This window comes from Lachnoclostridium sp. (assembly GCF_031997925.1).
Taxonomy (GTDB): Bacteria; Bacillota; Clostridia; order Lachnospirales; family Lachnospiraceae; genus Lachnoclostridium.
Genome location: NZ_DAMADT010000003.1, coordinates 205459 through 231357 on the forward strand (window position 1 = coordinate 205459; position 25899 = coordinate 231357).

General features: G+C 35.9%; 21 protein-coding genes and 1 pseudogene. 20 read left to right on the forward strand and 2 right to left on the reverse strand.

All coding sequences use genetic code 11. The features are described 5' to 3' along the window. A pseudogene (locus tag RTP52_RS03960) lies at positions 1-307 on the forward strand (hypothetical protein); the annotation flags it as partial. 441 nt (positions 308-748) lie between these two features. Beyond that, positions 749-2833, forward strand: coding sequence for a YgiQ family radical SAM protein (locus RTP52_RS03965; protein WP_312369329.1), 2085 nt, complete (start codon positions 749-751; stop codon positions 2831-2833). 157 nt (positions 2834-2990) lie between these two features. Here RTP52_RS03965 and ymfI read toward each other — a convergent pair whose 3' ends face one another. Continuing rightward, positions 2991-3719 (reverse strand): elongation factor P 5-aminopentanone reductase, encoded by a 729-nt coding sequence (gene ymfI / locus RTP52_RS03970; protein WP_312102096.1) that lies wholly within the window; start codon positions 3717-3719, stop codon positions 2991-2993. 178 nt (positions 3720-3897) lie between these two features. On the opposite strand from ymfI, the gene RTP52_RS03975 reads away from it, so the two are divergent. From RTP52_RS03975 to RTP52_RS04010, 8 genes are all read left to right on the forward strand, one after another. Next, positions 3898-4329 (forward strand): hypothetical protein, encoded by a 432-nt coding sequence (locus tag RTP52_RS03975; RefSeq protein WP_312369331.1) that lies wholly within the window; start codon positions 3898-3900, stop codon positions 4327-4329. A 27-nt stretch (positions 4330-4356) separates the two neighbouring features. Next, entirely contained in the window at positions 4357-5229 is an 873-nt protein-coding gene (locus tag RTP52_RS03980; protein WP_312369333.1) for a YitT family protein, read from the forward strand. A gap of 241 nt (positions 5230-5470) precedes the next feature. Then, positions 5471-6583, forward strand: a complete 1113-nt coding sequence (locus tag RTP52_RS03985; protein WP_312102087.1) for an ABC transporter ATP-binding protein — start codon at positions 5471-5473, stop codon at positions 6581-6583. A 476-nt stretch (positions 6584-7059) separates the two neighbouring features. Further along, entirely contained in the window at positions 7060-8148 is a 1089-nt protein-coding gene (locus RTP52_RS03990) for a PucR family transcriptional regulator (protein ID WP_312107353.1), read from the forward strand. Between the two features lie 104 nt (positions 8149-8252). Then, on the forward strand, positions 8253-8993 hold the full coding sequence (gene ftsE / locus RTP52_RS03995; protein WP_312369335.1) for a cell division ATP-binding protein FtsE: 741 nt from the start codon (positions 8253-8255) through the stop codon (positions 8991-8993). After that, positions 8980-9891 carry a permease-like cell division protein FtsX gene (gene ftsX, locus RTP52_RS04000; protein ID WP_312369336.1) on the forward strand — a complete coding sequence of 304 codons (912 nt, stop codon included), beginning with the start codon at positions 8980-8982 and terminating at the stop codon, positions 9889-9891. Before ftsE ends, ftsX begins: the two co-directional genes overlap by 14 nt. Before the next feature lie 252 nt (positions 9892-10143). Beyond that, complete coding sequence (locus tag RTP52_RS04005; RefSeq protein ID WP_312369337.1) at positions 10144-11553, forward strand: murein hydrolase activator EnvC family protein; 1410 nt, start codon at positions 10144-10146, stop codon at positions 11551-11553. Positions 11554-11804: 251 nt separating this feature from the next. Beyond that, positions 11805-13061 carry a S41 family peptidase gene (locus RTP52_RS04010; RefSeq protein ID WP_312369338.1) on the forward strand — a complete coding sequence of 419 codons (1257 nt, stop codon included), beginning with the start codon at positions 11805-11807 and terminating at the stop codon, positions 13059-13061. 198 nt (positions 13062-13259) lie between these two features. On the opposite strand, the gene RTP52_RS04015 is transcribed toward RTP52_RS04010, so the two are convergent. Continuing rightward, positions 13260-13649 (reverse strand): YkvA family protein, encoded by a 390-nt coding sequence (locus RTP52_RS04015; protein ID WP_330694369.1) that lies wholly within the window; start codon positions 13647-13649, stop codon positions 13260-13262. A gap of 417 nt (positions 13650-14066) precedes the next feature. On the opposite strand from RTP52_RS04015, the gene RTP52_RS04020 reads away from it, so the two are divergent. The 10 genes from RTP52_RS04020 to RTP52_RS04065 all read left to right on the forward strand — a co-directional run bounded on the left by RTP52_RS04020 (position 14067) and on the right by RTP52_RS04065 (position 25898). Continuing rightward, the gene (locus RTP52_RS04020; RefSeq protein WP_312106168.1) at positions 14067-14507 is read left to right on the forward strand and encodes an ACT domain-containing protein; all 441 of its coding nucleotides are present in this window, start codon (positions 14067-14069) and stop codon (positions 14505-14507) included. Positions 14508-14639: 132 nt separating this feature from the next. Further along, positions 14640-15842 carry a homoserine dehydrogenase gene (locus RTP52_RS04025; protein WP_312369339.1) on the forward strand — a complete coding sequence of 401 codons (1203 nt, stop codon included), beginning with the start codon at positions 14640-14642 and terminating at the stop codon, positions 15840-15842. A gap of 395 nt (positions 15843-16237) precedes the next feature. After that, complete coding sequence (locus RTP52_RS04030) at positions 16238-17443, forward strand: cofactor-independent phosphoglycerate mutase (RefSeq protein ID WP_312106165.1); 1206 nt, start codon at positions 16238-16240, stop codon at positions 17441-17443. A gap of 112 nt (positions 17444-17555) precedes the next feature. Then, positions 17556-18770: an aspartate kinase gene (locus RTP52_RS04035; protein ID WP_312106163.1), complete on the forward strand. Its 1215-nt coding sequence runs from the start codon at positions 17556-17558 to the stop codon at positions 18768-18770. Positions 18771-19255: 485 nt separating this feature from the next. Beyond that, positions 19256-20449, forward strand: coding sequence for a LytTR family DNA-binding domain-containing protein (locus tag RTP52_RS04040; RefSeq protein ID WP_312369341.1), 1194 nt, complete (start codon positions 19256-19258; stop codon positions 20447-20449). 144 nt (positions 20450-20593) lie between these two features. After that, positions 20594-21439 (forward strand): ABC transporter ATP-binding protein, encoded by an 846-nt coding sequence (locus RTP52_RS04045; protein WP_312369343.1) that lies wholly within the window; start codon positions 20594-20596, stop codon positions 21437-21439. Further along, positions 21439-22134, forward strand: coding sequence for an ABC transporter permease (locus RTP52_RS04050; protein WP_312369345.1), 696 nt, complete (start codon positions 21439-21441; stop codon positions 22132-22134). Before RTP52_RS04045 ends, RTP52_RS04050 begins: the two co-directional genes overlap by 1 nt. A gap of 199 nt (positions 22135-22333) precedes the next feature. Further along, on the forward strand, positions 22334-23923 hold the full coding sequence (locus RTP52_RS04055; protein ID WP_312107024.1) for a peptide chain release factor 3: 1590 nt from the start codon (positions 22334-22336) through the stop codon (positions 23921-23923). Positions 23924-24241: 318 nt separating this feature from the next. After that, the gene (locus tag RTP52_RS04060; RefSeq protein ID WP_312369347.1) at positions 24242-25186 is read left to right on the forward strand and encodes a DHHW family protein; all 945 of its coding nucleotides are present in this window, start codon (positions 24242-24244) and stop codon (positions 25184-25186) included. Between the two features lie 202 nt (positions 25187-25388). Beyond that, positions 25389-25898, forward strand: a complete 510-nt coding sequence (locus tag RTP52_RS04065; RefSeq protein WP_312369349.1) for a sigma-70 family RNA polymerase sigma factor — start codon at positions 25389-25391, stop codon at positions 25896-25898. Position 25899 lies beyond the last annotated feature (1 nt).

The following is a 25899-nucleotide window of genomic DNA, read 5'->3' on the forward strand; positions in this document are numbered from 1 at the left end:
AAAGAAACACTTACTTATACGGAATGAAGATGGTACAATGACCGAACGTTATTCTTATGTACATTACAATCCGTATTGTAGTCATATCTCAGAGAACTACGTAAAATTCGAACCTTATTTTTATCAGGGAGAAGCACTTGCTTATGGAACACTGGGAAATGCGAAAGTACAAGTTTGTGATGCAAGAAAATGTGCAGAAATCATGATGGCAATATCGAATCACTGCGATTTTGATTTATGTATTGATGATACGCCGATACCATTCCCAGTTGAGGAATTAGATAATGTGTTATCTATGAGTAAATAACGTGAATAATATTTAGAGGATGTAAGGAGTTTCCTTCCATCCTCTTTTTTCTCGTGTGATCGTCAGGCGTACGTTCCATTATAAAGAGCCACGAATAAGAGACGAAGAACTGTCATTTATGGTAAGAATCAGAACTTGAAAGCATAAGTTTTTCATGTTATAGTGAGTTGATGTCAATAATTTTGAAAAAAGTACCGAAAATTTAACGATAGAAGCGGTTTTTACGAATCGCTAGTAGTAAGCTTAAGTTAAGGATAGTTTTGTCTATTATATAATGGATCAAACTTACTTTATATAATGGATCAAACTTACTTTTGCGCAAAAGTATGCGCAAAATAGAGGTTAGGTTGAAAAAAATTTTCAACCCCCAAATTTGTACCGGTATATTCTTCGGTACAGATTTTGGATGCGCAAAGAACGTGCGCAGAAGTGGAGGTTAAGATGATGAAAGATTACCTGCCAATAAGCAGAGAAGATATGAATAATAGAGGCTGGGAGCAATGCGATTTCGTCTACGTCATCGGAGATGCTTATGTTGATCACCCATCTTTTGGTCCTGCAATTATCAGCCGAGTGTTGGAGAGTAACGGTTATAAGGTTGGTATCATTGCACAGCCGGATTGGAAGGATGAAAATAGCATTCAGATTCTAGGGACTCCAAGACTTGGGTTCTTAGTTTGTGGTGGAAATATGGATACGATGGTGAATCATTATTCTGTTGCGAAAAAACGTAGAGCAACAGATGCCTATTCCCCTGGCGGGCAGATTGGCCTTCGTCCTGATCGAGCAACGATAGTATACTGTAATTTAATTCGTAAGGTATATAAAGATGCTCCGATTATCATTGGAGGAATCGAAGCTTCTTTAAGAAGACTTGCACATTATGATTATTGGAGTGATAAGGTAAGACGATCTATTTTACTGGATTCCCAGGCGGATATTCTTTCGTACGGGATGGGGGAACATTCTATTGTTGAAATAGCAGATGCTCTTAATAGCGGAATTTCAGTGAAGGATGTAACCTTTATTGCCGGTACTGTTTATAAGGCAAGAGACTTATCTTCCGTATATGAACCAGTCATGCTACCTTCTTACGAAGAGATATTAAAGGACAAGGAAGTATTTGCACGAAGTTTTTATACCCAATATGTAAACACAGATCCATTTACGGCAAAATGTCTTGTTGAAAGCTATGAATCGGGTGATTATGTAGTGCAAAACGTTCCTGCAAAGCCACTTACACAGTCTGAGATGGATCGTGTCTATGCTCTTTCTTATATGCGTGATTACCATCCTTGTTATAAGGAACAGGGAGGAATTCCAGCGATAGAAGAACTTAAATTTAGTTTAACCAGTAACCGAGGTTGCTTTGGCGGTTGTAATTTCTGCGCATTAACTTTCCATCAAGGAAGAATGATACAAACAAGAAGCCATGAATCCATTGTATCCGAAGCAACTCTTTTAACTTGGGATCCTGAGTTTAAAGGCTATATTAATGACGTTGGTGGACCTACTGCGAATTTTCGTCATACTTCTTGTGAAAAGCAGAATACAAGGGGAGTGTGCTTAAATAAACAGTGTCTTTTCCCAAAACCATGCTCTAATCTAAAGGTTGATCATACCGATTATCTTTCCTTACTAAAGAAGTTAAGAGAACTTCCAAAGGTGAAAAAGGTATTTATCCGTTCTGGTATCCGCTTTGATTACCTAATTGAGGACAAAGACGATACCTTTATGAAGGAATTATGTGAGAATCATGTGAGTGGTCAGCTTAAGGTTGCTCCAGAGCATATCTCAGACGCTGTACTATCTATGATGGGGAAACCAGAAAATGCTGTCTATGAGAAATTTATCGCACGTTATAAAAAGACAAATGAAGAAGTAGGAAAGAAACAGTTTGTTGTTCCTTATCTGATGTCCTCACATCCTGGTTCCACGATGAAGGAAGCAGTTGCTTTAGCCGAATATTTACGAGACATCGGATATATGCCAGAGCAAGTTCAGGATTTTTATCCAACTCCATCCACAGTTTCGACCTGTATGTATTATACCGGTATTGATCCTCGTACGATGAAGTCGGTTTATGTGCCAAAGTCTCCGCACGAAAAGGCAATGCAACGAGCTCTAATCCAGTATCGTAATCCGAAGAACTATAACTTGGTAGTAGAAGCTTTAACTTTAGCAAACCGCACGGATTTAATTGGTTATGATAAGAAGTGTCTGATACGACCAAATTACATGGATAAGGATAAGTTCGGAAGCAAGCCGGCAGAGACAGGAAAGAATTCTGCGAGAAAAGGCAGTGGTAGAGGAACTGCTAATTCAGGTAATGTCAGAGGAACTACTAATTCAGGCGATGGTAGAGAGAAAAATGGAAGTAGCAAAGGAAGTAAGGGTGCACGAGGTGGCTTTGGAAGTAAGACTGGAAGAAGTGCACAAAGTAGTGAATTAAGCCGGTTCGAAGGTAGAAAAGCAGAGAACAAGAATTCCAGTAAAAAAATTCGAAATACGCATAAGAAGAAATAAGATTTTTTATAGTAATATGGGATTTTCACAGAAAGTTTTTACTATAACTTATGTGGCTATCCCATAAATAAGTTTATAACATGTAACAAAACAAGCTTTCCTGTGGATAAAAGGCTGTTGTATTAGATATAAATCTAAATACACAGCCTTTATATTATTAAATCCATCCACCATCCAATGTAATTACTTGTCCGGTTAGGTATGCACTTCCTTCACAAAGACGAAATACCGTATCAGCAACTTCTTCTGTGGTCGCCATTCGTCCCATTGGAATTTCCTCGCAAAGCGCTTCTCGGTCCTCTACAGTAAAACACTGATTCATCTCGGTATCAATTACACCACAGGCGAGAGCATTCACTGGAATGTCACTTGGAGCTAGTTCTTTAGCAAGTGCTTTGGTAAATGAGTTTATAGCTCCCTTGGTCGCGGAGTAGACAGCTTCACAAGAAGCTCCACAATTTCCCCATACGGAGGAGATATTTAAAATTCGTCCACTTTTTTTAGATACAAACATAGGAACTGCTAAGTGACAGGTATTAAGAACAGAAACAAAATTAATCTGAAGTAACCTTGTCCACTCCTCTGGTGTCATATCTGTGAATAAACCTATGTGTGAAACGCCTGCATTGTTGATAAGTATATCAAGTTTACCAAACTGACGATTAATTTCTTCAAACAATGTCTCCACTACGTGATAATCACTGATATCGCCAGCAAACTTTAGGCATGGAACGGATAGAGATAGGATCTCCTCTTGTAAAGAAGCTAGTTGTTTTGATTCCTTTAAACCATTTATAATAACAGCATAGCCTTCCTTTGCGAATTTTAGAGCAATAGCTCTTCCGATACCTCGAGAGGAGCCAGTAATAAGAGCAACTTTATTCATTTTCGCTCCAATTCCTTTCTATATATAATTTCTATTTAGTTTATCGATAATCGTAATTTATTATAGCATAAATTTACAGGGTGCAAAAGAATTTTATCAAGGCTAGATTGGAATTTAAATCAAAGCATGTTATAATATCGGCGGATATTATACATAAGAATTGGCGGAGGGAACATTTATGAGAAAGAAAATAGCAGGGATACTAATCCTATTATTGGCTGGAACCGGAATATTTCGTTTCGGTATGATCGCAGGTGCAGCATCACAAGAACCTGGTTCAGCAGGGGATCCGCTAATTACTCAAAGCTATCTGGAGCAGAGGCTACGAGAAGTTTCTGGCGGTAATTCCGGGCAAAATGGATTTCAGAAGGTGAACATAAGTAAAGGAAAGAGTTTGTACTTAAATGAAGGTACAGAATGCATTATCTACAGTGGAGGAGCTACGGTACTTGGGAATATGGGTTTCATCAATGCAACTTCAGGAACATTAGCAAAAAAAAGTAGTAGTGCAAAGTTGTATCATCAGTATATATCACCATCGAATGCCAGTGGGATGAAAGCAACAGCAAATAGTATAATTTATGTGAAAGGAAGTTATTCCATGGATTAGATAGAATCCATGGAGTTTTGGTAGGGTATGGAGTGGTTAGGGAAAAGAACGAATAAAAGAGATATTTGTTTTTTGATATTAGGTTCCTTTTTAATTTCTATCGCTATAAACTGGGTATTTGAACCAATGGGGATGGTAACTGGCGGAGTTACCGGCCTCGCGATTGTAATCAAAGAACTAACCTTTAGAGCGTTTGGTACGGGGCTTCCAATATGGTTAACCAATACCATATTAAATGTACCCTTATTCATAGCGGGATATTTTATCCTGGGTAAGAGATTTATTGGGAAAACATTATTAGGAGCAGCAGCTCTAACTGTATTTATCTATTTGATTCCAACGCAAAATTTGTTTGAAAATGATTTCTTATTAGCAGCAATATTTGGTGGTGCAATCTGTGGAACAGGAATGGGCTTTGTATTATCCACTATGACGACAACTGGAGGAACTGATCTTTTAGCGATGTTAATTCATGCAAAGATAAAGCATATTACAGTACCTATGATTCTTATGATAGTGGATGCTTCCGTTATTATTTTTGGAATCTTTGTCTTTGGTATTCATACTGCTCTTTATGCAATCATAGCGATCTATATCGCTGCCAAGGTGTCGGATGGAATCTTGGAGGGTCTGAAATTCGCTAAAATAGCATACATTATATCAGACAAGTATGAGGAGATAGCCCATGATATTTTACATGTACTAGATCATGGAGTCACTGGACTTAGTGCTACTGGAATGTATTCTAATAAGGATAAAAAGATGCTGTTTTGTGTAGTCGCTAAGAAAGAAATGGTTGGTGTTCTTGACCTCGTGAGCAAAAAGGACCCAAAAGCATTCGTAATTGTGAGTGATGTAAGAGAGGTGATGGGGGAGGGCTTTATTGAATTTAGACAGTAAAATAGCGGATTCCAAGAGATTTTATGAGTAAAAATACTTATCCTAAAGGAGAATATACAAATTACACAAATCAGCAAAAATTAATTTGTTAAAATGGGATATGGTTTTTATAGGTTATATGTTGTATCATGTACCTATGTTAGTAATTGATTGTTCATGTCAAGTAATTCTATGACTTACTTGGTTTTCATGAATGTTAACGTGAAGAGCGCAAAAGAATCATAATTAGGAGGAACTAATAATGGCAAGTTTATCATTAAAGAATATTAACAAAACTTATCCAAATGGATTCGTTGCAGTTAAAGAATTTAACTTAGAAGTAGAAGATAAAGAATTCATCATTTTCGTAGGACCATCTGGATGTGGTAAGTCCACAACACTTCGTATGATCGCAGGTTTGGAAGAGATTACATCTGGTGAGTTATGGATTGGCGATAAGCTAATGAATGACGTGGAACCTAAGGATAGAGATATCGCGATGGTTTTCCAGAACTACGCTTTATACCCACATATGTCTGTATATGATAACATGGCATTCGGTCTTAAGTTAAGAAAGACTCCAAAGGATCAGATTGATAAGTTAGTTCGTGAGGCAGCAAGAATTCTTGATATCGAGCATTTATTAGATCGTAAACCTAAGGCTCTTTCTGGTGGTCAGAGACAGCGTGTTGCTATGGGTCGTGCTATCGTTCGTAATCCAAAGGTATTCCTTATGGATGAGCCTTTATCAAACCTTGATGCTAAGCTACGTGTACAGATGCGTATCGAGATCTCTAAGTTACATCAGAGACTTGAAACTACTATCATCTACGTAACACATGACCAGACAGAGGCTATGACTCTTGGTACAAGAATCGTAGTTATGAAGGATGGTGTTGTTCAGCAGGTAGATTCTCCACAGAACCTTTACGATAAGCCAAACAATCTTTTCGTTGCTGGTTTCATGGGATCTCCACAGATGAATCTTTTAGACGCTAAGGTTGTTAAGAGCGGTAATGATATTAGATTAATGTTTGGTTCTCATTCTATCAAGGTTCCAGAAGCTAAGGCTAAGAAACTTGTAGATGGCAACTATATTGATAAAACAGTAGTTCTTGGTATCCGTCCTGAGGATGTTAAGGATGAAGAGATGTTCATCAGCCAGTCTCCTGACAGCACAATCGATGCTACTGTAAAAGTATACGAATTATTAGGTGCGGAAGTATTCTTATACTTCACAATTGATCAATTTGATATCACAGCACGTGTTAACCCACGTACAAAGGCTAGACCTGGTGATACAATTCAGATTGCTCTTGATTTATCTAAGATTCATTTATTCGATAAGGAAACTGAGCAGGTTATTTCTCACTAATTATGTATGTTATGAGCCGTCCGATTGGACGGCTCTTTCTTAATTTATAGGAAGTTGCGCTAATATAAATTAATTTGTTCTGATCCACTCTAGGTTGGTTACCGTGATATGGAAAATTAAAAAGTAATTCTTACCATATTTGTGACAAAAGCTTTTTTTATAATACAAATATAAAACAAAGGAAAATTATCAGAAAAGTATGCTTTCGTAAAGTCTTAACATTTTTTTGAAAAAGCCATTTAATTTAATCACTAAACTAAATATTTTATATACTAACTTAACACTTATACATAAAAAATGCAAATATTATATAAGAAATTTAGTTTACTTTCTACGAAATGAGTGTTAAAATGGGTAATAAGATACTTATACAAGTAGTATAAATGAGTATTACGACACTAAAAATATAGTTAAATAAAACTTCACATTATAAGAAATCACCGCGTGGTGAAGATAAAGAAAGGTTCGGTGTATGTATGATTTCTAATCAAATCCTTCAAAATACAATTGAAGGCCTGAAAGCCATTACAAGAATTGATATTTGTGTAATGGATACAGAAGGTAAAGCGTTAGCAAGTACCATTAACAATGCTGACGAATATGAGAATGCAGTACTTGCATTTGTGGATTCCCCAGCAGATAGTCAAGTTTTACAGGGATACCAATTTTTTAAGGTGTTTGATGAACACCAGCTGGAGTATGTCATCTTAGTAAAAGGTGATAGTGATGATGTATACATGGTCGGTAAGATTGCTTCCTTCCAGATACAAAATCTTTTGGTTGCTTACAAGGAGCGTTACGATAAGGATAACTTTATTAAGAACCTTCTCCTAGACAACCTCTTACTCGTAGACATTTATAATCGCGCTAAGAAGCTTCACATTGAGACTGATGTAAGACGAGTTGTATTTATTATTGAAACAAAGAATGAAAAGGATACGAATGCATTAGAAACAGTTCGTGGACTATTCTCTACAAAAACAAAAGATTTCATTACTGCTGTAGATGAAAAGAATATTATCTTAGTAAAAGAAGTAAAGCAGAATGAAAATTACGAAGACTTAACGAAGACTGCTAAGGTTATATTAGATATGTTAAATACTGAGGCTATGACAAAAGTTCATGTAGCTTTTGGTACCATTGTAAATGAAATTAAAGATGTCTCTCGTTCTTATAAAGAAGCGAAGATGGCTTTAGATGTAGGCAAGATTTTCTATAGCGGACGTAATGTAGTTGCTTATAGCAATCTTGGAATCGGACGTTTAATCTATCAGTTACCTATGCCGCTTTGCAAGATGTTTATTCGCGAAATTTTTGATGGCAAATCACCAGATGATTTCGATGAAGAAACATTAACAACGATTAATAAGTTCTTTGAGAATAGTTTGAATGTATCTGAGACTTCTAGACAGTTATATATTCATAGAAATACTTTAGTTTATCGTTTAGATAAACTTCAAAAAAGTACAAATCTAGACCTTCGTGTTTTCGAGGACGCGATTACCTTCAAGATAGCTTTGATGGTAGTTAAGTACATGAAGTACATGGAGAGTATGGAGTACTAATTCACAGCAACAAAAGAATGCTTTATTGCCGCTGTTCCGGTAAGCTTCGTCTGACGATAGGCTGGTGCAGCGGCAATATTAGAATACTTAGAAAGGGTATAATTATGGCCGGAACTTATGATATTAGTAAGGATTTAAGAGACATAGATACTCCGGTAATCCTATTTCAGAATGTTAGTAAGGATTATCAGAAGGGAACACACGCAATAAATAACATAAGCTTCGAAATTCGTAAAGGTGAATTTGTCTTTATTGTAGGAGCAAGCGGCTCCGGTAAATCGACTTTAATTAAACTAATGCTGAAAGAAATCAAACCAACCGATGGAAGAATTTTTATAGCAGGAAGAGAGCTTTCTAGGTTAAAGCGTTGGCAGGTTTGTAAATATAGAAGAACGATCGGAGTAGTGTTTCAGGACTTTCGTTTGCTGCCTGATCGTACAGTTTTTGAGAATGTAGCATTTGCACAAAGGGTAATAGAATCACCAGCAAGGGAAATACGAAGACAAACCCCAAAGATGCTTTCTATCGTAGGGTTATCTGAAAAACATAAATCTTATCCGAAGGAACTCTCTGGTGGAGAACAACAAAGGGTTGCTCTTGCTAGAGCCTTGGTAAATAATCCGGTAATGTTGCTTGCAGACGAGCCTACAGGAAATCTTGATCCCAAAAATTCGTGGGAAATTATGCATTTGTTAGAGGAAGTAAATAAGCGTGGAACTACGGTTGTGGTAGTAACTCATAATCGTGAAATTGTAGATGCGATGCAAAAGAGAGTCATTACGATGAAAAATGGTGTTCTCATCAGTGATGATAAAAAAGGTGGGTATGCACATGCCAAAAATTAGTACAATAGCTTATAGTGTGAGACAGGGCACAAAAAATATAAAACGTAACCGTATGTTTTCGCTAGCATCGGTAGGTACGATAACGACCTGTTTATTTTTATTTGGAATTTTCTATTGCATTCTAATGAACTTTCAACATATTATTAAAAATGCAGAGCAAGGTGTTAGTGTAACTGTCTTTTTTAATGAAGGCATAACTTCACAGGAGATAGGGTTAATCGGTGAGAAAATAGGACAGAGAGCAGAAGTTGCAAAATACGATTATGTATCCGCAGAAGAAGCTTGGGAGGAATATAAGAATACAAAGCTTGATCCAGAGCACGCGGCAAGCTTTGGCGATGACAATCCGCTTGAGAACTCTGCCCATTATATTGTGTACTTAAATGATGTGGAGATGCAGGAAATATTAGTACGATATCTCCAATCGATACCAGGAGTAAGACAAGTTAATAATTCGGAAGCAATCGCTGATGTCTTATCTGGAGTAAATAAAGGCTTAGCCTTTGGAACAACGGCAATCATTGTAATATTATTAGGTGTTGCGGTGTTCTTAATTAGCACGACGGTTACCATGGGTATTTCTGTTCGAAGACAGGAGATTTCTATTATGAAGTTGATTGGTGCAACCGATTTCTTTATAAGAGCTCCATTTATTGTGGAAGGTATTATTATTGGATTAGTGGGAGCGATACTACCTTTAGGTTTACTGCATGTGCTTTATAATAAGGGTGTTAAATATCTTATGACTAGCTTTAGTAGTCCGTTAAAGAAAGCAGACTTTTTAGCAACTGGAACGATGTTTAAGACGTTAATCCCAGCATGTCTGCTAATTGGAGTAGGTATTGGTTTCTTAGGTAGTTTTATTACTCTTGGGAAGCAGCTTAGAAAGATTAATTAATAGACCAAAATAGAATGCTTATAATAGGAGTTCTAAATAGTTACTAAAATAGGATATTTAAATAGACGTAAAAAAGAATATCAAATTAGAATTCTTAAATAGCTACCGGAAAAGAATACCGAAATAGTACATTAAAGTGGAATACCAAATAAGTAATAAATTTACTTAGCAAACACACATATAAACTATGCCAACAAACCTGGCATTAATCTACTAATGCGCAATAAATCAAGCGCAGGAATAGGAGTTGGGATGAAACGAAAGAAGCCGATAAAGAAACAAGGAGTAATGCAAAAAAGAAAACAGAGGGAATATCGCATGCTAACCTGTGGTCTTGTTATGGCACTATCTGTACCTTTCGTAAGTATTGGCTTTCAAGGTCAAAGTTATATTACAGCGAAAGCTTTTTCCACACCAAAGCTAGCCACGATGAGTGGAAGTTATGGTATTTTCTTTAATAAAACTTATGAAGATAAGCTGAAAGAGGCACAACAGAAGAAAGAAGAATTAGATCAGAAGAAAAAAGATACAGAAAAGAAATTAGCAGATTTAGAAAAGAATAAAAATGATATTTTAAATTACATTGAGCAACTGGATATTCAGCTAAATGAACTTACCACGCATTTAGAAGAATTAGAAACCTCAATATCGGATACGAAATCAGAACTTGAGAAAACCAGAGCTGATCTTAAAGTAGCAAAAGAAACAGAAGCAAAGCAGTATGAGACGATGAAGAAACGTATACAATATCTTTATGAGAATGGATCAGAAAATGTTTTAGATGTATTCTTAAGCTCAGGAAGTATTGTAGAATTTTTGAATCAAGTTGAATACTCCCAAAAGATAACGGAATATGATGATAATCTGTTAAAGCGTTATACTGAAACAAAGGAAGAAATCATTAGGCAGGAAACGTATCAACAGGCAAAACTGGAAGAATTAGAAGCTCTTGAAGCGAGTGCTCTTTACGAACAGGAGACACTGCTTGCGTTATCCGCCGAGAAGGGTAAGGAGATTATCCGTTATACAGAAGCAATCGGTGCCAATGAGGAGTTGTTTGCTGAGTATTCGAATGAAATTGCAAACCAAGAAAAAAATATTTCGGATATAAAAGAAGAAGAGCGCAAACGTATCGAAGAAGAGGCACGAAAGGCTAAAGAGGAAGAGGAAAGAAGAAAAAGAGAAGCGGAGGAGAAAAGAAAGCAGGAACAAGCTAATCAGTCCTCCGATGCTTCAAGTGTAGAAAAGACGGATAATAAAGATTTAAGTGAGATGATATGGCCATTACCTGGAGATCCTAATATTTATAGTAGATTCGGTTATCGTAATGCACCGACTGCAGGAGCAAGTACCTATCACCGAGGAGTCGATATTGGAGGTGCGATGGGAGCAAATATTGTAGCATCCTTAGCTGGAAGAGTTGTAGCTGCATCTTATAGTCTCTCTTCAGGAAATTATATTACGATTGATCATGGTAATGGTGTTCAGACTAGATACCTACATTGCTCCAAACTTTTGGTTGGTGTTGGTGATACTGTTATGCAAGGGCAGGTTATTGCAAAGGTTGGTTCAACTGGAATTTCCACCGGACCTCATTTACATTTTAGTTTAGTATTAAATGGAACTTATGTTGATCCACTTAAATACATAAGTTACAATTAATTATAATAAGATAATAGTAAGCATATGGTACGATTCGAGTTTAGGGTGCTTGCATTTTGTATCATACCTTAATAAAAAGTGGAAAGAATTTTTATGGCTTTTCATCAGAAGTTTTGTGCCTTAAGAATTTATGGCACAAAATTTCATTATGCGCAGAGACATGCGTAGGATTCGTTGTAATGTATTTTTACACCTGCGTCATCTTTAGCACAAAAAATATGCGCAAAGTCATGCGCAGGATTGGAGGTAGAATGAAAAACAGATTTGTGACCGGGGTAATCTCCGGAGTGCTCTGTACCTTAATTATTTGTAGCCTTTCTTTTGGTGTGTTATATCGTAATGCTTTAGCACAAAAAGATAATGGTAACAAGAATGAATCTGTACAGTCTACAGATAATGGTACGAAAACAGAAGAAACTACAGCAATTGATGAAGCAACGTTTCAAAAGAAACTAAAGTATATTAAAAATTTAGTAGATAATTATTATTTATGGGATGTAAATGAGGGTAATTATCAAACTGGTATGTTAAAGGGGATGATGAGTGCCTTAAATGATCCATATTCTACTTACTATACGAAAGAAGAATACGATGCCCTTATGGAAACTACCAATGGCGTTTATTATGGTATCGGTGCTACTGTTAGCCAGAATGTAAATACTGGTATCATTACTATAGTAAAACCATTTATCAATGGACCTGCAAATAAGGCTGGTATTCTTCCAGGAGATATTCTTTATAAGGTGGAAGGCGAAGAGGTAACTGGTACTGAACTTACCAAAGTAGTTAATAAGATGAAAGGTGAAGAAAATACCATAGTTAAAATCACTGTTATGAGAGAAGGCAAGTCTGAGCCAATCGATATTTCGATTACAAGAGGTCAGGTGGAGATACCTACCATTGAACATGAGATGCTAAAAGATAATATTGGTTATATTAGCATTCTAGAATTTGATAAAATAACGGTAGATCAGTACATGGCAGCAATTAATGAATTAGAGAAGCAAGGCATGAAAGGTCTTGTAATTGACCTTCGTGATAATCCAGGCGGATTATATGATTCTGCAGTAAAGATGCTCGACCGTATCATAGGGAAAGGTCTATTAGTTTATACGGAGACTAAGGATGGTACTCGTTCCGAAGATTATGCGACTACAAAAGAAGAATTAAAGGTACCATTGGCTGTTATCGTAAATGGCAATAGTGCAAGTGCCTCTGAGATTTTCGCTGGTGCAATACAGGATTATAAGAAGGGTACTATTGTAGGCACACAGAGCTTTGGAAAAGGTATTGTACAGTCCCTCTTCCCATTATTTGATGGTAGTGCGGTGAAGGTAACAGTATCCAACTACTTTACTCCAAATGGAAGAAGCATTCATAAAACAGGAATTACCCCAGATGTTGTAGTAGAGTTAAATGAAGCGTTAAAGAAAAAAGTAGTGATTACTCACGATGAAGATAATCAGCTTCAGAAGGCCATTGAGGTTTTGAAAAGTCAAATAAAATAATAAAAAGAGCGTTACTTCATAACTTTTAGTAGAAAAAGAGTTATGAGGTAACGCTTTTAATAAAGTTGCACTACAATTTCATATTAGTTTAAAATCCTTCGAGGCATGTACTTAATTTAAAATCCTTCGAGGCATGTACATTCACCCTGTCAGTAAGACGAAGTAAACTCGCCTAAGCAAAGCGTGTTGCAGTACAAATTATTTTACAAGTAAGAAGATTAATAGTACCCAGAATATTATAATCGGAAGTGCAAAAAACCAATTTTTAGGTTTTTTATCCTGCCATATAGAAGCGGCTTCTACACGACAAGCGGAAAACACCTCTGTAGGTATCAGCTTTATAGTAAGTGCAACTAAAGCAGGTAGAAGAATAATATCATCTAGGTACCCAAGAATGGGAATGAAATCTGGTATGAAATCAATCGGAGAGAGTGCATAAGCAACTGTTAGTGCAGCAATTACCTTAGCTATCCAAGGGGTTTCTTTCTTCTTCATTGCAAGAAAGACCGCTGGAATATCTGTTTTAAGTTTTTTTGCTCTGGATTTTAAGTCCATACGTTCCTCCATGTGAGTCCATAAATAATTCATACATCTCGTCCAAATAATTATAATAGATATATCTGAATCATTAAATTTTAAGTGCATACATATGTTAAAATTCAACTATCCTAATATCATCGAAACAATAACATATTTCTATAATCGGATTTGCGGTGCGAAAAGCGCAAAGCAAACTTCTGATAAGTTGTATTATAAGCGTTTTATAATGGACATGCAACGGGAGACCTGACGATTTTAAACGATAAATTTATAATTTCGAGAAAATGTATTGCACAAAGTGATAAATTGTGGTAACATATCTTTTCAGTACGGACATGTGTGCTTGTAGTACAAACAAAAAGCACGCATACAATAGTGTAAGTGGGAATAAAGGTAGTATTAACTCCTGTCTGTATCACATCTGCAAGCGGATGTGGTATGTAACGGGTGTTATGGGGGGATCTTATGGACGACGAAAAATACTATATAGTGAAGAAGAAGGCGTTACCAGAGGTATTACTAAAGGTAGTTGAAGCAAAGCGCTTGCTGGATTCGGAGCGGGTTATGACAATACAAGAGGCGACGGATGCCGTGGACATAAGCAGAAGTTCCTTCTACAAATATAAAGATGATATCTTTCCATTTCATGAAAATAATCGTGGTAAGACCATTACTTTTATGTTACAGATGGATGATATTCCTGGATTATTGTCGATGGTTTTAAATCATATAGCAAAAAGTAGTGCAAATATATTGACGATTCATCAAACGATTCCAATTGGTGGTATAGCATCTCTAACACTAAGCATTGAGATATTGCCGCAGACATTAGAGCTATCACAAATGTTAGAATCAATAGAAGCGCTTGATGGGATTCATAATCTAAAAATTTTAGGTAGGGAATAGAAAATACTCTGCCTTTACAAGCGTTAGTGTAGATTTTGCGAGAAGAATTGTTTTATTTATGTTTAAAGCGGGTACAGGAATGCGAGATATCTCGATTTTAATGCATGCTAAAGCACGCAGATAGGAGTTTATATGAAGATAGCAGTGTTAGGATTTGGAACCGTAGGTTCTGGAGTATATGAAGTAATAAAAACAAATTATGAAACGATTGCAAAACGTGCTGGTGAAGTAGTTGATATTAAATATGTACTGGACTTAAGAGATTTTCCAGGAAATCCTGTTCAGAATATCATTACTCATGATTTTAGTGTAATTGCAAATGATCCAGAAGTTAAGGTTGTTGTAGAAGTTATGGGTGGTGTAGAGCCTGCTTATTCTTATGTTAAGGAATGCTTATTAAAAGGGAAATCTGTCTGTACCTCCAACAAAGAACTGGTAGCAAGACATGGAGCAGAATTATTGGAGATAGCAAAACAAAAGAAGATTAACTTTTTATTTGAAGCTAGCGTTGGTGGTGGTATTCCAATTATTCGTCCTTTGAATCAATCGTTAACAGCAGATGAGATAGAGGAAATAACAGGTATCTTAAATGGCACTACAAACTATATTTTATCGAAGATGAAAACGCAAGGCTCTGAATTTGCGACCGTTCTTAAGGAAGCGCAAGAGCTTGGTTATGCAGAACGTAATCCAGAGGCTGATGTTGAAGGGTTTGATGCTTGCCGTAAAATAGCGATTCTTACCTCTCTTGCATATGGAATGCATGTTGATTTCGAACAGATTTATACAGAAGGAATTACGAAGATAACAGCAGAAGATATTATGTATGCCAATGCATTAGATGCTAGTATTAAATTATTAGCGACCAGTAAAAATGTAGATGGTAAGGTGTATGCGATGGTTGCTCCTAAAATGATTAATGATAAGCATCCATTATTTTCTGTAAATGGTGTATTTAACGGAATTCTCGTGAAGGGAAATTTATTAGGTGATGTTATGTTCTATGGAAGTGGAGCAGGAAAACTTCCAACAGCGAGTGCAGTTGTTTCTGATGTTGTAGATGCAACCAAGCATATGGGAACAAACATTATGACATTATGGAGCAGCAAGCATCTAAATCCAGCAGATATGAGTACCTATGAGAGTAAATTCTTTGTTCGTGTACCTGCAAGAGAAGAGGAATCTGCGAAGGAACTTTTTAAGATTGAAAAGGTTGTTTCAATACCTGACATAGATGGAGAGTATGCATTTATCACGGAGAAGATGACCGAAGAAGCCTTTGAAGAGGCAATGAAGAAGTTATCGATAATTAACCGTATCCGTGTGGAATTTTAAGTATATAAATATTGATTACTTGTTTCTGTAAAGTTTAGTGACATAGAGCAATGCTATCTTGTTAAATGGATAAAGTTATTGCTAATGAAGCATTGCTATCTGGTTATATGTAAGGTTTTTGTTACGAATAATGCTTTCATGTGATATGGAGAATGGTTTTTTGTTACATGAAATTATGATTACATGTTACATCTGAGGGGATGTATTATATGTATAGAGAGAATGACAAGAGGAGTAAGTTCCCTCCTGCTTATTATGAGTATCGTTAGGTGAAGGATGGTTACATTCTTCACCTACAAATATATAGGTTACTATTTTAGGTTAAGTTATGAAAAGCAACTGTCGTATTAATAAAAAGAATAAGACATAAGATTCAACTAGAAATGGAGGATAAGATGAAGTATATAGTAGTACTTGGAGATGGAATGGCAGATGAGCCAATCGATCATTTAAATGGTATGACACCACTTGAGTATGCAGAAACAAAAACCATGGATGAACTAGCAGGGAAATCAGAGATAGGCCTTTGCCAGACAATCCCAGAAGGGATGAAACCAGGAAGTGACACGGCAAATCTAGCCGTTTTAGGATATAATCCAAAAATATATTATACTGGACGATCCCCTCTTGAGGCATTAAGCATAGGAGTTCCATTAAGCCCAACAGATATTGCAATACGCTGTAATATTGTAACGATATCAGAAGATGAGGTACCATATGGGCAAAAGACAATCATAGATCATAGCGCGAGTGAGATATCAACAGAGGACGCAGCCATTTTATTAGAGGCAGTAAAAAAGGAATTAAGTTCGGAAGAGTTTTCTTATTATTTAGGCACAAGTTACCGCCATCTCCTTATTTGGGATCAGGGTGAGGTGGTAGAATTAACGCCTCCACATGACATTCTGGGTAGAGTAATTGGAGAGTATCTTCCTGAGGAAAACAAATTAAAGGAAATGATGGAGAAGAGCTTTGACATCTTAAACAATCATCCAATTAATATGGAGCGTCAGAAAAAAGGATTAAACAAAGCGAATTCTATCTGGTTTTGGGGGGCAGGAACGAAGCCAGCCTTATCCTCATTTGAAGAGAAAACAGGAAAACGCGGGGTAATGATTTCAGCAGTTGATTTGTTAAAAGGAATTGCAGTAGGAGCTGGTATGAAGGTAATCGAAGTTCCAGGAGCAGATGGTACCTTACACACGAATTATGAAGGGAAAGCCATGGCTGCGGTCGAAGCACTAAGCAAAGATGGTTATGATTTCGCATATGTACATGTGGAAGCACCGGATGAGATGGGACATCAGGGAAATCTAGAGAATAAAATGAAAGCAATAGAAGCATTAGATGATCGTGTTATTCGTATTATAAAAGAGGAAATGAAAACAAGAGGATGTGACTATCGAATGCTTGTAATGCCAGATCATCCAACTCCGCTTAGCATACGGACACATACCTCAGATCCAGTACCTTATATGCTATATGATAGTACAAAAGAGTTAAATAAAGTTGCTTACTACAATGAAAAAGAAGCAAAATTAAGCGGAAATTTAGTAAAAGAAGGGTATCAGCTCATTGACAAATTACTTCAGTTAAGCTAGCATAAAATATGTGTTAATCAAGCACTTAAAAATAGGATGATTAATAAAATAAAGCAACAGGCTAATAGAGGAAGAAATTCATTCTATGGAAAGCTAGGTTTAGGAGGCATCTATGCTAATTGTTAAGAAATTCGGTGGTACTTCTGTTGCCAACAAAGAGAGAATATTAAATGTCGCGAAGCGATGCATAGAAGAGTATAAAAAAGGTAACGAGGTAGTAGTAGTTCTGTCTGCCATGGGAAAAAAGACAGATGAATTGATTGCGCAAGCAAGAGACATCAATCCAAATCCACAGAAGCGGGAATTAGATATGCTATTAACAGTAGGAGAGCAAACATCGGTAGCTCTTATGGCGATGGCGATAGATTCCCTCGGTGTTCCTGCAGTATCTCTTAATGCATTTCAAGTAGCAATGCATACGACCTCAGCTTACGGAAATGCCCGCCTAAAACGTATTGATACAGAGCGAATCCGCAACGAACTTGATGCAAAGCGTATTGTAATCGTTACCGGATTTCAAGGAATCGATAAGCAAGATAACTATGCAACTCTAGGACGTGGAGGTTCGGATACGACAGCAGTGGCTCTTGCAGCTGCATTAAAGGCAGATTCCTGTGAAATCTATACAGATGTAGATGGCGTTTACACTGCCGATCCAAGGTTTGTTAAGAATGCTAGAAAGCTTAATGAAATTACTTATGATGAGATGCTTGATTTAGCGTCTCTTGGTGCTGGTGTACTTCATAATAGATCCGTTGAAATGGCTAAAAAATATGGGGTACAGCTCGTAGTGCGTTCCAGTTTGAATATGTCGGAAGGTACCGTTGTTAAGGAGGAGACAAGAATGGAAGAAATGTTAGTAAGTGGCGTAGCAGGAGATAAAAATACAGCCCGAATCTCGGTTATTGGTTTACAAGATAATCCGGGAGTGACATTTAAGCTCTTTCAACATTTGGCAAATCATAATATCAATGTTGATATTATCTTACAGTCAGTGGCTCGTGAAGGAACCAAAGATGTAAGCTTTACAGTAGCGGAAGATGTAGTAGAGGATGCATTAGAGGTTATTAAGCGCCATAAGAATACGAGTCTTGCATGTGATTACATTGAAGTTGAGACAGCAGTAGCTAAAGTTTCTGTCGTTGGTGCTGGAATGATGAGTAATCCAGGAGTAGCTGCAAAGATGTTTGAAGCACTTTATGATATTGGTGTTACAATAAAGATGATTGCAACTTCTGAAATACGTATAACAGTGTTAATTGATGAAGCTTATACAGAACAGGCAATTAAAGCAGTTCATGATAAATTTATGTTAGGTGAAGCTTAAATAGGAATAGGAAGCATCGTAAGTATTAGAAAGTGATACTTATGGTGCTTTTTTAATGTCTTAAGGATCGTCTTCTGAACTATCCGGTTAGAATGAAAATTTCATTTCCTATATGAATATCAAAAGAGACTCAAATAATGGGGATAAATAATTCAAAAAGTTGTAAAAGATGTATAATAAAAATGTTATGAAATCAATAAGGGAAGGAACGGAATAAATGAGTAATTATAAAAATCATCAACCTGATGCCAAATTGGTTACCTAATACAAGTGAAATTTTTGTTTTACCTCATTCTTCTTCAAATATAAGTTTGACAACATATGGAGATATATATATTATGATATAGAATATAGCGATTCAATTCCAAGTATTGAATTATGGATTGCCTCCATAATGATCTTAGAGGAAAGAAGACTCAATAAACTAAAATATGATAGAAAAATTTATTATTAGTGCATTGAAAGAGATAAATAAGGGGGACAGTATGCCGCTACTCGAGATGAATGAAGTTTGTACAATAGAAGGTAATCGATATTCTCTACCTAGATTAAATCTACGATTAGGTGAAAAGGATTTTGTTGTAATAAAGACAACGAATGACTATTTAGATTGTTTAATTCGCTTAATGGAGGGGAAGTTAGATCACTTAGAGGGGAAAGTTGAAGTCTCAGATAAAAAAATATATGTATTATGTAATGAAGATGGAATCTATAAGAGGGACAATATAGCTTCCTATTTAAATTTTTTTAATAAAATAAGCAGTAAGCCGTTAAGCAATTATCAACTTGATGGATTATTACATGTTGCGGGGTTGTTAGAGAGTAAGAAAAAGAAAACAGGATCTTTGAATATATTGGAGAGACAGTGTTTACATCTCATAAGAGTCGTTTCTTTAAATCCAGGGGTTATTGTTTTAAATAATCCTCTACAAATCTTAAGTCCAAATGAAACCTTAATCTATCGAGAATTATTGCAATATATCATAAGGGAGTATGAAGTAGCCATTCTTTTATTAACCAATAACTTAGAGGATGCCTTGAATCTTAATGTATTTACCTATTTATATGACCAGATTGGCTTAAGACCATTTGATAATGGAGAGATGGTTGAGATAGATAAAAAAGAAGTGAGTAGTAAAGAAGAGAGAAGAGAAGCTAATAAAACAGATTATGAAAGGGAAAACGATACAAAAATAGAGAATGATACTAAAACAGAAAATGATACTAAAACAGAAAATGGTACAAATCATGAAAATAATGCAAAAACAGAAAATAATGAAAAAACTGATGCGAAACAACCTGTAAAGGAAGTTACAAAAATTGAACGTACAATTATAGTTCCTCCAATTATGAAAATATCCTGTCGTTATGAAGATAAGCTACTTTTATTTAGCCCGAATGAAATTGACTATGCAGAAAGCGTAGAAGGAGAAACTTATGTGAACGTGAATGGTAAGGCATTTCAAGCTACCTTAACTCTTACTCAATTAGAAGAAAGACTTCGGGATTATGGTTTCTTTCGATGCCATCGTTCCTACATAATTAATATACAAAAAATTAGAGAGATTATAAGTTATTCTAGAGGAAGCTATGTACTCAAATTAAGTAATTATGAAAATAGCCAAATACCTTTATCAAGACAAAAGCTTGAAGAAATAAAAGAATTATTACATATTTAAGCGTATTTCACCACCTGGATAGCACAATTCACCACCTTGAATGCACCATTAGCCTGAAATTAATCACATTTGGGCTGGAATTTATCACAAAGTACTATTGATTCCTTATAATATGGTTAGTTAAATCAAAGGAGGGAAACGAATATGTATGCAATTGAGATGGAACATATCTCAAAAGACTTTGCTGAGAAAAAAGTCTTAAAGGATTTGAATATCAAAGTAGAGCAAGGAGAAGTCTTTGGATTACTTGGGCCGTCAGGCGCCGGGAAAACAACTATGATAAAGATTATGACCGGACAGCTTAAAAGGACCAAGGGGAATTCTAGAATATTAGGGGAAGAGTCATTAAAACTTAGTGATAAGATATACTCGCAAATTGGAGTTGTATCGGATAATAGTGGCGTATATGAAAGAATGAACTGCTATGAAAATTTAGAGTTTTTTGCTAGACTAAACCAAGTTCCGAAAGTAAGAATTCATGAAGTATTATCAGCAGTAGGTTTAGAGAAGGAGAAGAAAACGAAAGCAAAGAAATTATCAAAAGGTATGAGCCAGCGTTTGAATTTAGCAAGAGCGGTACTTCATAACCCTAAGATATTGTTTCTTGATGAACCAACCAGCGGATTAGATCCGGCAACAGCAACGATGATACATAGGCTACTATTATCGTTAAAAGACCAAGGTATAACTATATTCTTAACAACTCATAACATGGAGGAGGCTACGAAACTTTGTAACCATGTTGCTTTATTAAATGAGGGAACTATTGTTGAATTTGGGGAACCAAAAGAACTCTGCCGTAAATATAACAAAGAAAATAAAATTACTATAACAACAAAGGATCGAACGGAAATTACGCTCTCTAATCATCCTTCCGATGCAGAAAAGATTGCTGATTTACTACGTGAAGGAATGGTGGAATCCATCCATTCTTCAGAACCAAACTTAGAAACCGTGTTTTTAACGCTAACAGGAAGGGGGCTGTTATAATGTCATTTCTCAGAATAAAAACCGTATATGGAAAACAGCTCAGGGATTTAACAAAAAATCCAACATTACTGCTTGGTTTTTTAGTACTACCACTTTTGGGTTTCTTTTTTTCAAAGATGGATATACCTTCCGAAGAGATTCGTATGATGACGAGGCTCTATATTCCTATGTATGTTGCCATGTGCGGTCTTATGGGAACAGGAACTACTATGGCGGAAGAGAAAGAAAAGAATACTTTACGAGTGCTTATGATGTCAAATGTAAAGCCTGCAGAGTATATGGCTAGTATCTGTCTTTTTGTATTAACGATTGAATCTTTTGGAGTTGCATATTTTATATACTTAGGTGGGTTTCATGGAATTGAAATTTTAAGAGCCATAATCGTGATACTACTTGGAAGTCTATGTACAATGGTGTTAGGTTCCACCATTGGCTTAATTGCGAAATCGCAAATGAATGCCAACTCCTATCTTACTCCGGTGATGATGGTTGTTGGAATACTTCCTGCGCTAGCTGGTTTAAATCGTGATTTATATCCAATTGCAAAATATGTCTATAGTACTCAAATGAGTGAAGCGATGACCAATATATCGAAACCGCTATCTTTAGAAACAATTATTATTATGCTAGCAAATATGGCTCTTTGCGTGGCAATCTTTGTTCGAGTTTATAAAAAGAATCGACTTGATGACTAAGAGAAGATCCTAGGAAATTTAAGAAAGTTATATAAATTGCAGTTCAGCCTCCAGCCAAACTGTAATGAAAATCCGTCCAAAAGCAAGCAAGACCCTTGACAAATCATAGGAATTCATTATATGATTAAGTGGTTTTGTAAAAATTGTTCGAAAATTACAATTAAAATAGAATTCTGTAATATTGGATGGAGGACTAGCTGTGATAAATCATGCTAAGGAAATAAAGAAGAGAAGAACGTTTGCAATCATTTCTCACCCGGATGCTGGTAAAACGACGTTAACAGAAAAATTACTTCTATACGGAGGTGCCATTAATCTGGCGGGGTCTGTTAAGGGTAAGAAAACAGCAAAACACGCGGTGTCTGACTGGATGGAAATCGAGAAGGAGCGTGGTATTTCCGTTACCTCCTCTGTAATGCAGTTTAATTATGGTGATTATTGTATTAATATTCTTGATACACCAGGACATCAGGATTTCTCGGAAGATACGTATCGAACCTTAATGGCAGCAGACTCTGCTGTCATGGTAATTGATGCTTCTAAGGGTGTTGAGAACCAGACTAAAAAATTATTTAAGGTATGTGTCATGAGACACATTCCTATCTTTACTTTTATTAATAAAATGGACCGAGAAGCTAGAGATACATTTGAATTATTAGATGAGATCGAGACAGTTCTTGGAATTAAAACTTGCCCTGTAAATTGGCCAATTGGTTCTGGAAAAGAATTTAAGGGTGTTTATGACAGAAGTACTCAGACGATTAGTAAATTCATCGCAGCTAATAATGGTATGAAGGAAGTTGAGACGGTTGAGGCTACTATCGGAGATTCTAGTCTTGATGATTTAATAGGAAAAGACCGTCATGATATTCTTTCAGAAGAGATTGAATTATTAGATGGCGCAAGTGCAGAGTTTGATCAAGAATTAGTGAATAATGGTGAATTATCCCCTGTATTTTTTGGGTCAGCATTAACTAATTTTGGTGTAGAAACATTTTTAAAGCACTTTTTATCAATGACTTCATCTCCACTTCCTAGACATTCTAATCTAGGTGAAGTAGATCCATTAACGAATGATTTCTCAGCATTTGTATTTAAAATTCAGGCAAATATGAATAAAGCCCATCGTGATCGTATTGCATTTATGAGAATTTGTTCCGGTAAATTTGATGCTGATGAAGAAGTTTATCATGTGCAAGGTGGTAAAAAGCTAAGACTTTCACAACCACAGCAGTTAATGGCTCAAGAGAGAAAAATCTTAGAGGAAGCATATGCAGGTGATATCATAGGTGTATTCGACCCTGGTATCTTCTCTATTGGTGATACCTTATGTATGCCTGGACAGAAGTATGAATATGAAGGAATACCAACCTTTGCACCAGAGCATTTTGCGAAAATTCGTCAGGTTGATACGATGAAGAGAAAGCAATTTATTAAAGGTATCACACAGATTGCACAAGAAGGTGCAATTCAGATATTCCAAGAGTTTAATACTGGTATGGAAGAAATCATTGTTGGTGTTGTTGGTGTTCTTCAGTTTGATGTTTTAAAATTCCGTCTTGAATCGGAGTACGGTGTTGAAATTCGTATGGAACAGCTTCCATATGAGTACATCCGCTGGGTAGAAAGCAAAGACATTGAAGTATCTAGCTTAAGTGTTACTTCGGATACAAAGCGTATCAAAAATATGAAGGGAAATCCTCTTCTCCTCTTTGTTCACGCTTGGAGTATCAATACGGTACTTGATCGAAACAAAGGTTTAGTACTTTCTGAGTTTGGCCATGAATAATAAAATGAAATAAAAAAAAGAGCTCCAACTTTTGTATTATGATTTTATTACAAAATCAAATGTATGAGGTTGGGGCTCTTTTCTTTGAATAATGGACAATAATTACTTTTAAATTTTCTTAATTCCTCTTAATCAATCTTAATTCTTCTTTATCCATCATTATCCATCAGTATAAAACCATACTATCCGCCTAAATCATACCCAACCCATCTTACAAAATGGTTCTAAGGATTCCTTATCTAATGATTCTTTGGAACTATTATTAAGTAATATCGTCTAATGATTAGAAACGAGAAAACAGTAATGGAGGAAATACGTATGAAGAAAAAGGGCATCTTGGGAATTTCGGTTGTTTGCTTACTATGCCTTTTGATAGGGTTATCCGTGTTTATAAAAAAGGGAAATGTCAAAAAGGAAGAACCACTAGTAGCAAGTGAAGTTGGTGAAAACGGAATATTTTCTGCAGGAGATTATTATATTTTGGCGATGGATAAATATGAAGAAAAATACTCTCATTTGATGAGTAAGAAACTAAATGAAATCTCAAGTTTATATTTAAATGATACTATGAAAAAATTCTATTCTATTGTACCAGAAAAAAGTTATTTTGTAGAAAATGATATCTATCCAAAAGAAAACTATGATTCCATGCTATCCATTCTTAAAGAAGAAGTAAAAGGTATGGAGTATATTGATTTATTTGATACATTAAATATCTCTGATTATTATAAGACAGATTTGCATTGGAAACAGGAAAAATTATTCCCTGTAGTTAATAAGCTCGGAAAAGCCATGGGCTTTAAGATTAATACTAAGAATTTTAAAGAAAATATAGTCGAAGATTATTATGGAGTTTATAAGGAGTATGGAATTGAAGCAAAACCAGAGACTTTAACCTATTTGACGAATGATTATACCCAAAATGCTTTAGTTACTGTTTATGAAGTTGCGGAGCAAAACGGTGTTTATTTTACGGATGCTTTCAATACAGATGTATGGTATAACGTGTTTTTGTCTGGACCTAATCCTTTGGTAACAATAGAAAATCCTGCAGTAACAAATGGAAAAGAACTTATTATCTTTGGGGATTCTTTTTCAAGTAGTCTTACACCATTACTTTTGGAAGCATATGAGAAGATTACATTAATCGATCTTCGATTTGTTGCTACACAGTATTTAGGTGAAGTTGTAGATTTTACTAATCAGGACATTTTATTTTTATATAATGCACAGATTGTAAATCGTTGTGCTATGTTACGTTAAAAGCGGTAACAAAGAGAGAAACAGTAGAAACTTACATTGTGACACGATTATTGAAACGAAAAGCATGTTTCAATAATCGAATTTACGGTGCAAAAAAACGCACCTTTTTATAAGAAGTTGCTTCGCAGCTTCTTATAAGTTATACTATAGAATAGATTTGCGGGGGCGGCTTCGTAAAAATATTTTATAGGGGGAAGGCAGGATGCAGACCGAGAATGGCTTTGAGATAGAAGATCTCGTGAGAACCTACGGTAACGATGTACTTCGAACTGCATATATGTATGTAAAAGATCTTCACATAGCAGAGGATATCTTTCAAGATGTATTTATCAAGGTTAATAATCATCTACATACATTTCAGGGGAATAGTAGTATTAAAACTTGGATTTTAAGAATTACAATCAATACCTGCAAAGATTATATAAAGAGTGCATACCATCGAAAAATGGTTCCGATGGAGGAATTTTTAGAAGATTCCATTGTATCGGAGAGTGATTTTGATGCAGTGGAGCGAGAAGAAACCATACATACCGTAAAGGAAGCTGTAATGTCCTTACCGGAACACTACCGTTCGGTTATCCTTTGTGTGTACTATGATGAACTTAGTATGGAGGAAACTGCAAAAGCACTAGACTTGCCAGTTGGGACTGTAAAAAGTCGATTGGCACGAGCAAAAGAAAAATTAAAAGAACTTATGGAAGGGAGGATATAGT

Coding starts and splice junctions, on each gene's coding strand:
- RTP52_RS03965 (WP_312369329.1), top strand. CDS start 749: ATGATGAAAGATTACCTGCCAATAAGCAGAGAAGATATGAATAATAGA.
- ymfI (WP_312102096.1), bottom strand. CDS start 3,719: ATGAATAAAGTTGCTCTTATTACTGGCTCCTCTCGAGGTATCGGAAGA.
- RTP52_RS03975 (WP_312369331.1), top strand. CDS start 3,898: ATGAGAAAGAAAATAGCAGGGATACTAATCCTATTATTGGCTGGAACC.
- RTP52_RS03980 (WP_312369333.1), top strand. CDS start 4,357: ATGGAGTGGTTAGGGAAAAGAACGAATAAAAGAGATATTTGTTTTTTG.
- RTP52_RS03985 (WP_312102087.1), top strand. CDS start 5,471: ATGGCAAGTTTATCATTAAAGAATATTAACAAAACTTATCCAAATGGA.
- RTP52_RS03990 (WP_312107353.1), top strand. CDS start 7,060: ATGATTTCTAATCAAATCCTTCAAAATACAATTGAAGGCCTGAAAGCC.
- ftsE (WP_312369335.1), top strand. CDS start 8,253: ATGGCCGGAACTTATGATATTAGTAAGGATTTAAGAGACATAGATACT.
- ftsX (WP_312369336.1), top strand. CDS start 8,980: ATGCCAAAAATTAGTACAATAGCTTATAGTGTGAGACAGGGCACAAAA.
- RTP52_RS04005 (WP_312369337.1), top strand. CDS start 10,144: ATGAAACGAAAGAAGCCGATAAAGAAACAAGGAGTAATGCAAAAAAGA.
- RTP52_RS04010 (WP_312369338.1), top strand. CDS start 11,805: ATGAAAAACAGATTTGTGACCGGGGTAATCTCCGGAGTGCTCTGTACC.
- RTP52_RS04015 (WP_330694369.1), bottom strand. CDS start 13,649: ATGAATTATTTATGGACTCACATGGAGGAACGTATGGACTTAAAATCC.
- RTP52_RS04020 (WP_312106168.1), top strand. CDS start 14,067: ATGGACGACGAAAAATACTATATAGTGAAGAAGAAGGCGTTACCAGAG.
- RTP52_RS04025 (WP_312369339.1), top strand. CDS start 14,640: ATGAAGATAGCAGTGTTAGGATTTGGAACCGTAGGTTCTGGAGTATAT.
- RTP52_RS04030 (WP_312106165.1), top strand. CDS start 16,238: ATGAAGTATATAGTAGTACTTGGAGATGGAATGGCAGATGAGCCAATC.
- RTP52_RS04035 (WP_312106163.1), top strand. CDS start 17,556: ATGCTAATTGTTAAGAAATTCGGTGGTACTTCTGTTGCCAACAAAGAG.
- RTP52_RS04040 (WP_312369341.1), top strand. CDS start 19,256: ATGCCGCTACTCGAGATGAATGAAGTTTGTACAATAGAAGGTAATCGA.
- RTP52_RS04045 (WP_312369343.1), top strand. CDS start 20,594: ATGTATGCAATTGAGATGGAACATATCTCAAAAGACTTTGCTGAGAAA.
- RTP52_RS04050 (WP_312369345.1), top strand. CDS start 21,439: ATGTCATTTCTCAGAATAAAAACCGTATATGGAAAACAGCTCAGGGAT.
- RTP52_RS04060 (WP_312369347.1), top strand. CDS start 24,242: ATGAAGAAAAAGGGCATCTTGGGAATTTCGGTTGTTTGCTTACTATGC.
- RTP52_RS04065 (WP_312369349.1), top strand. CDS start 25,389: ATGCAGACCGAGAATGGCTTTGAGATAGAAGATCTCGTGAGAACCTAC.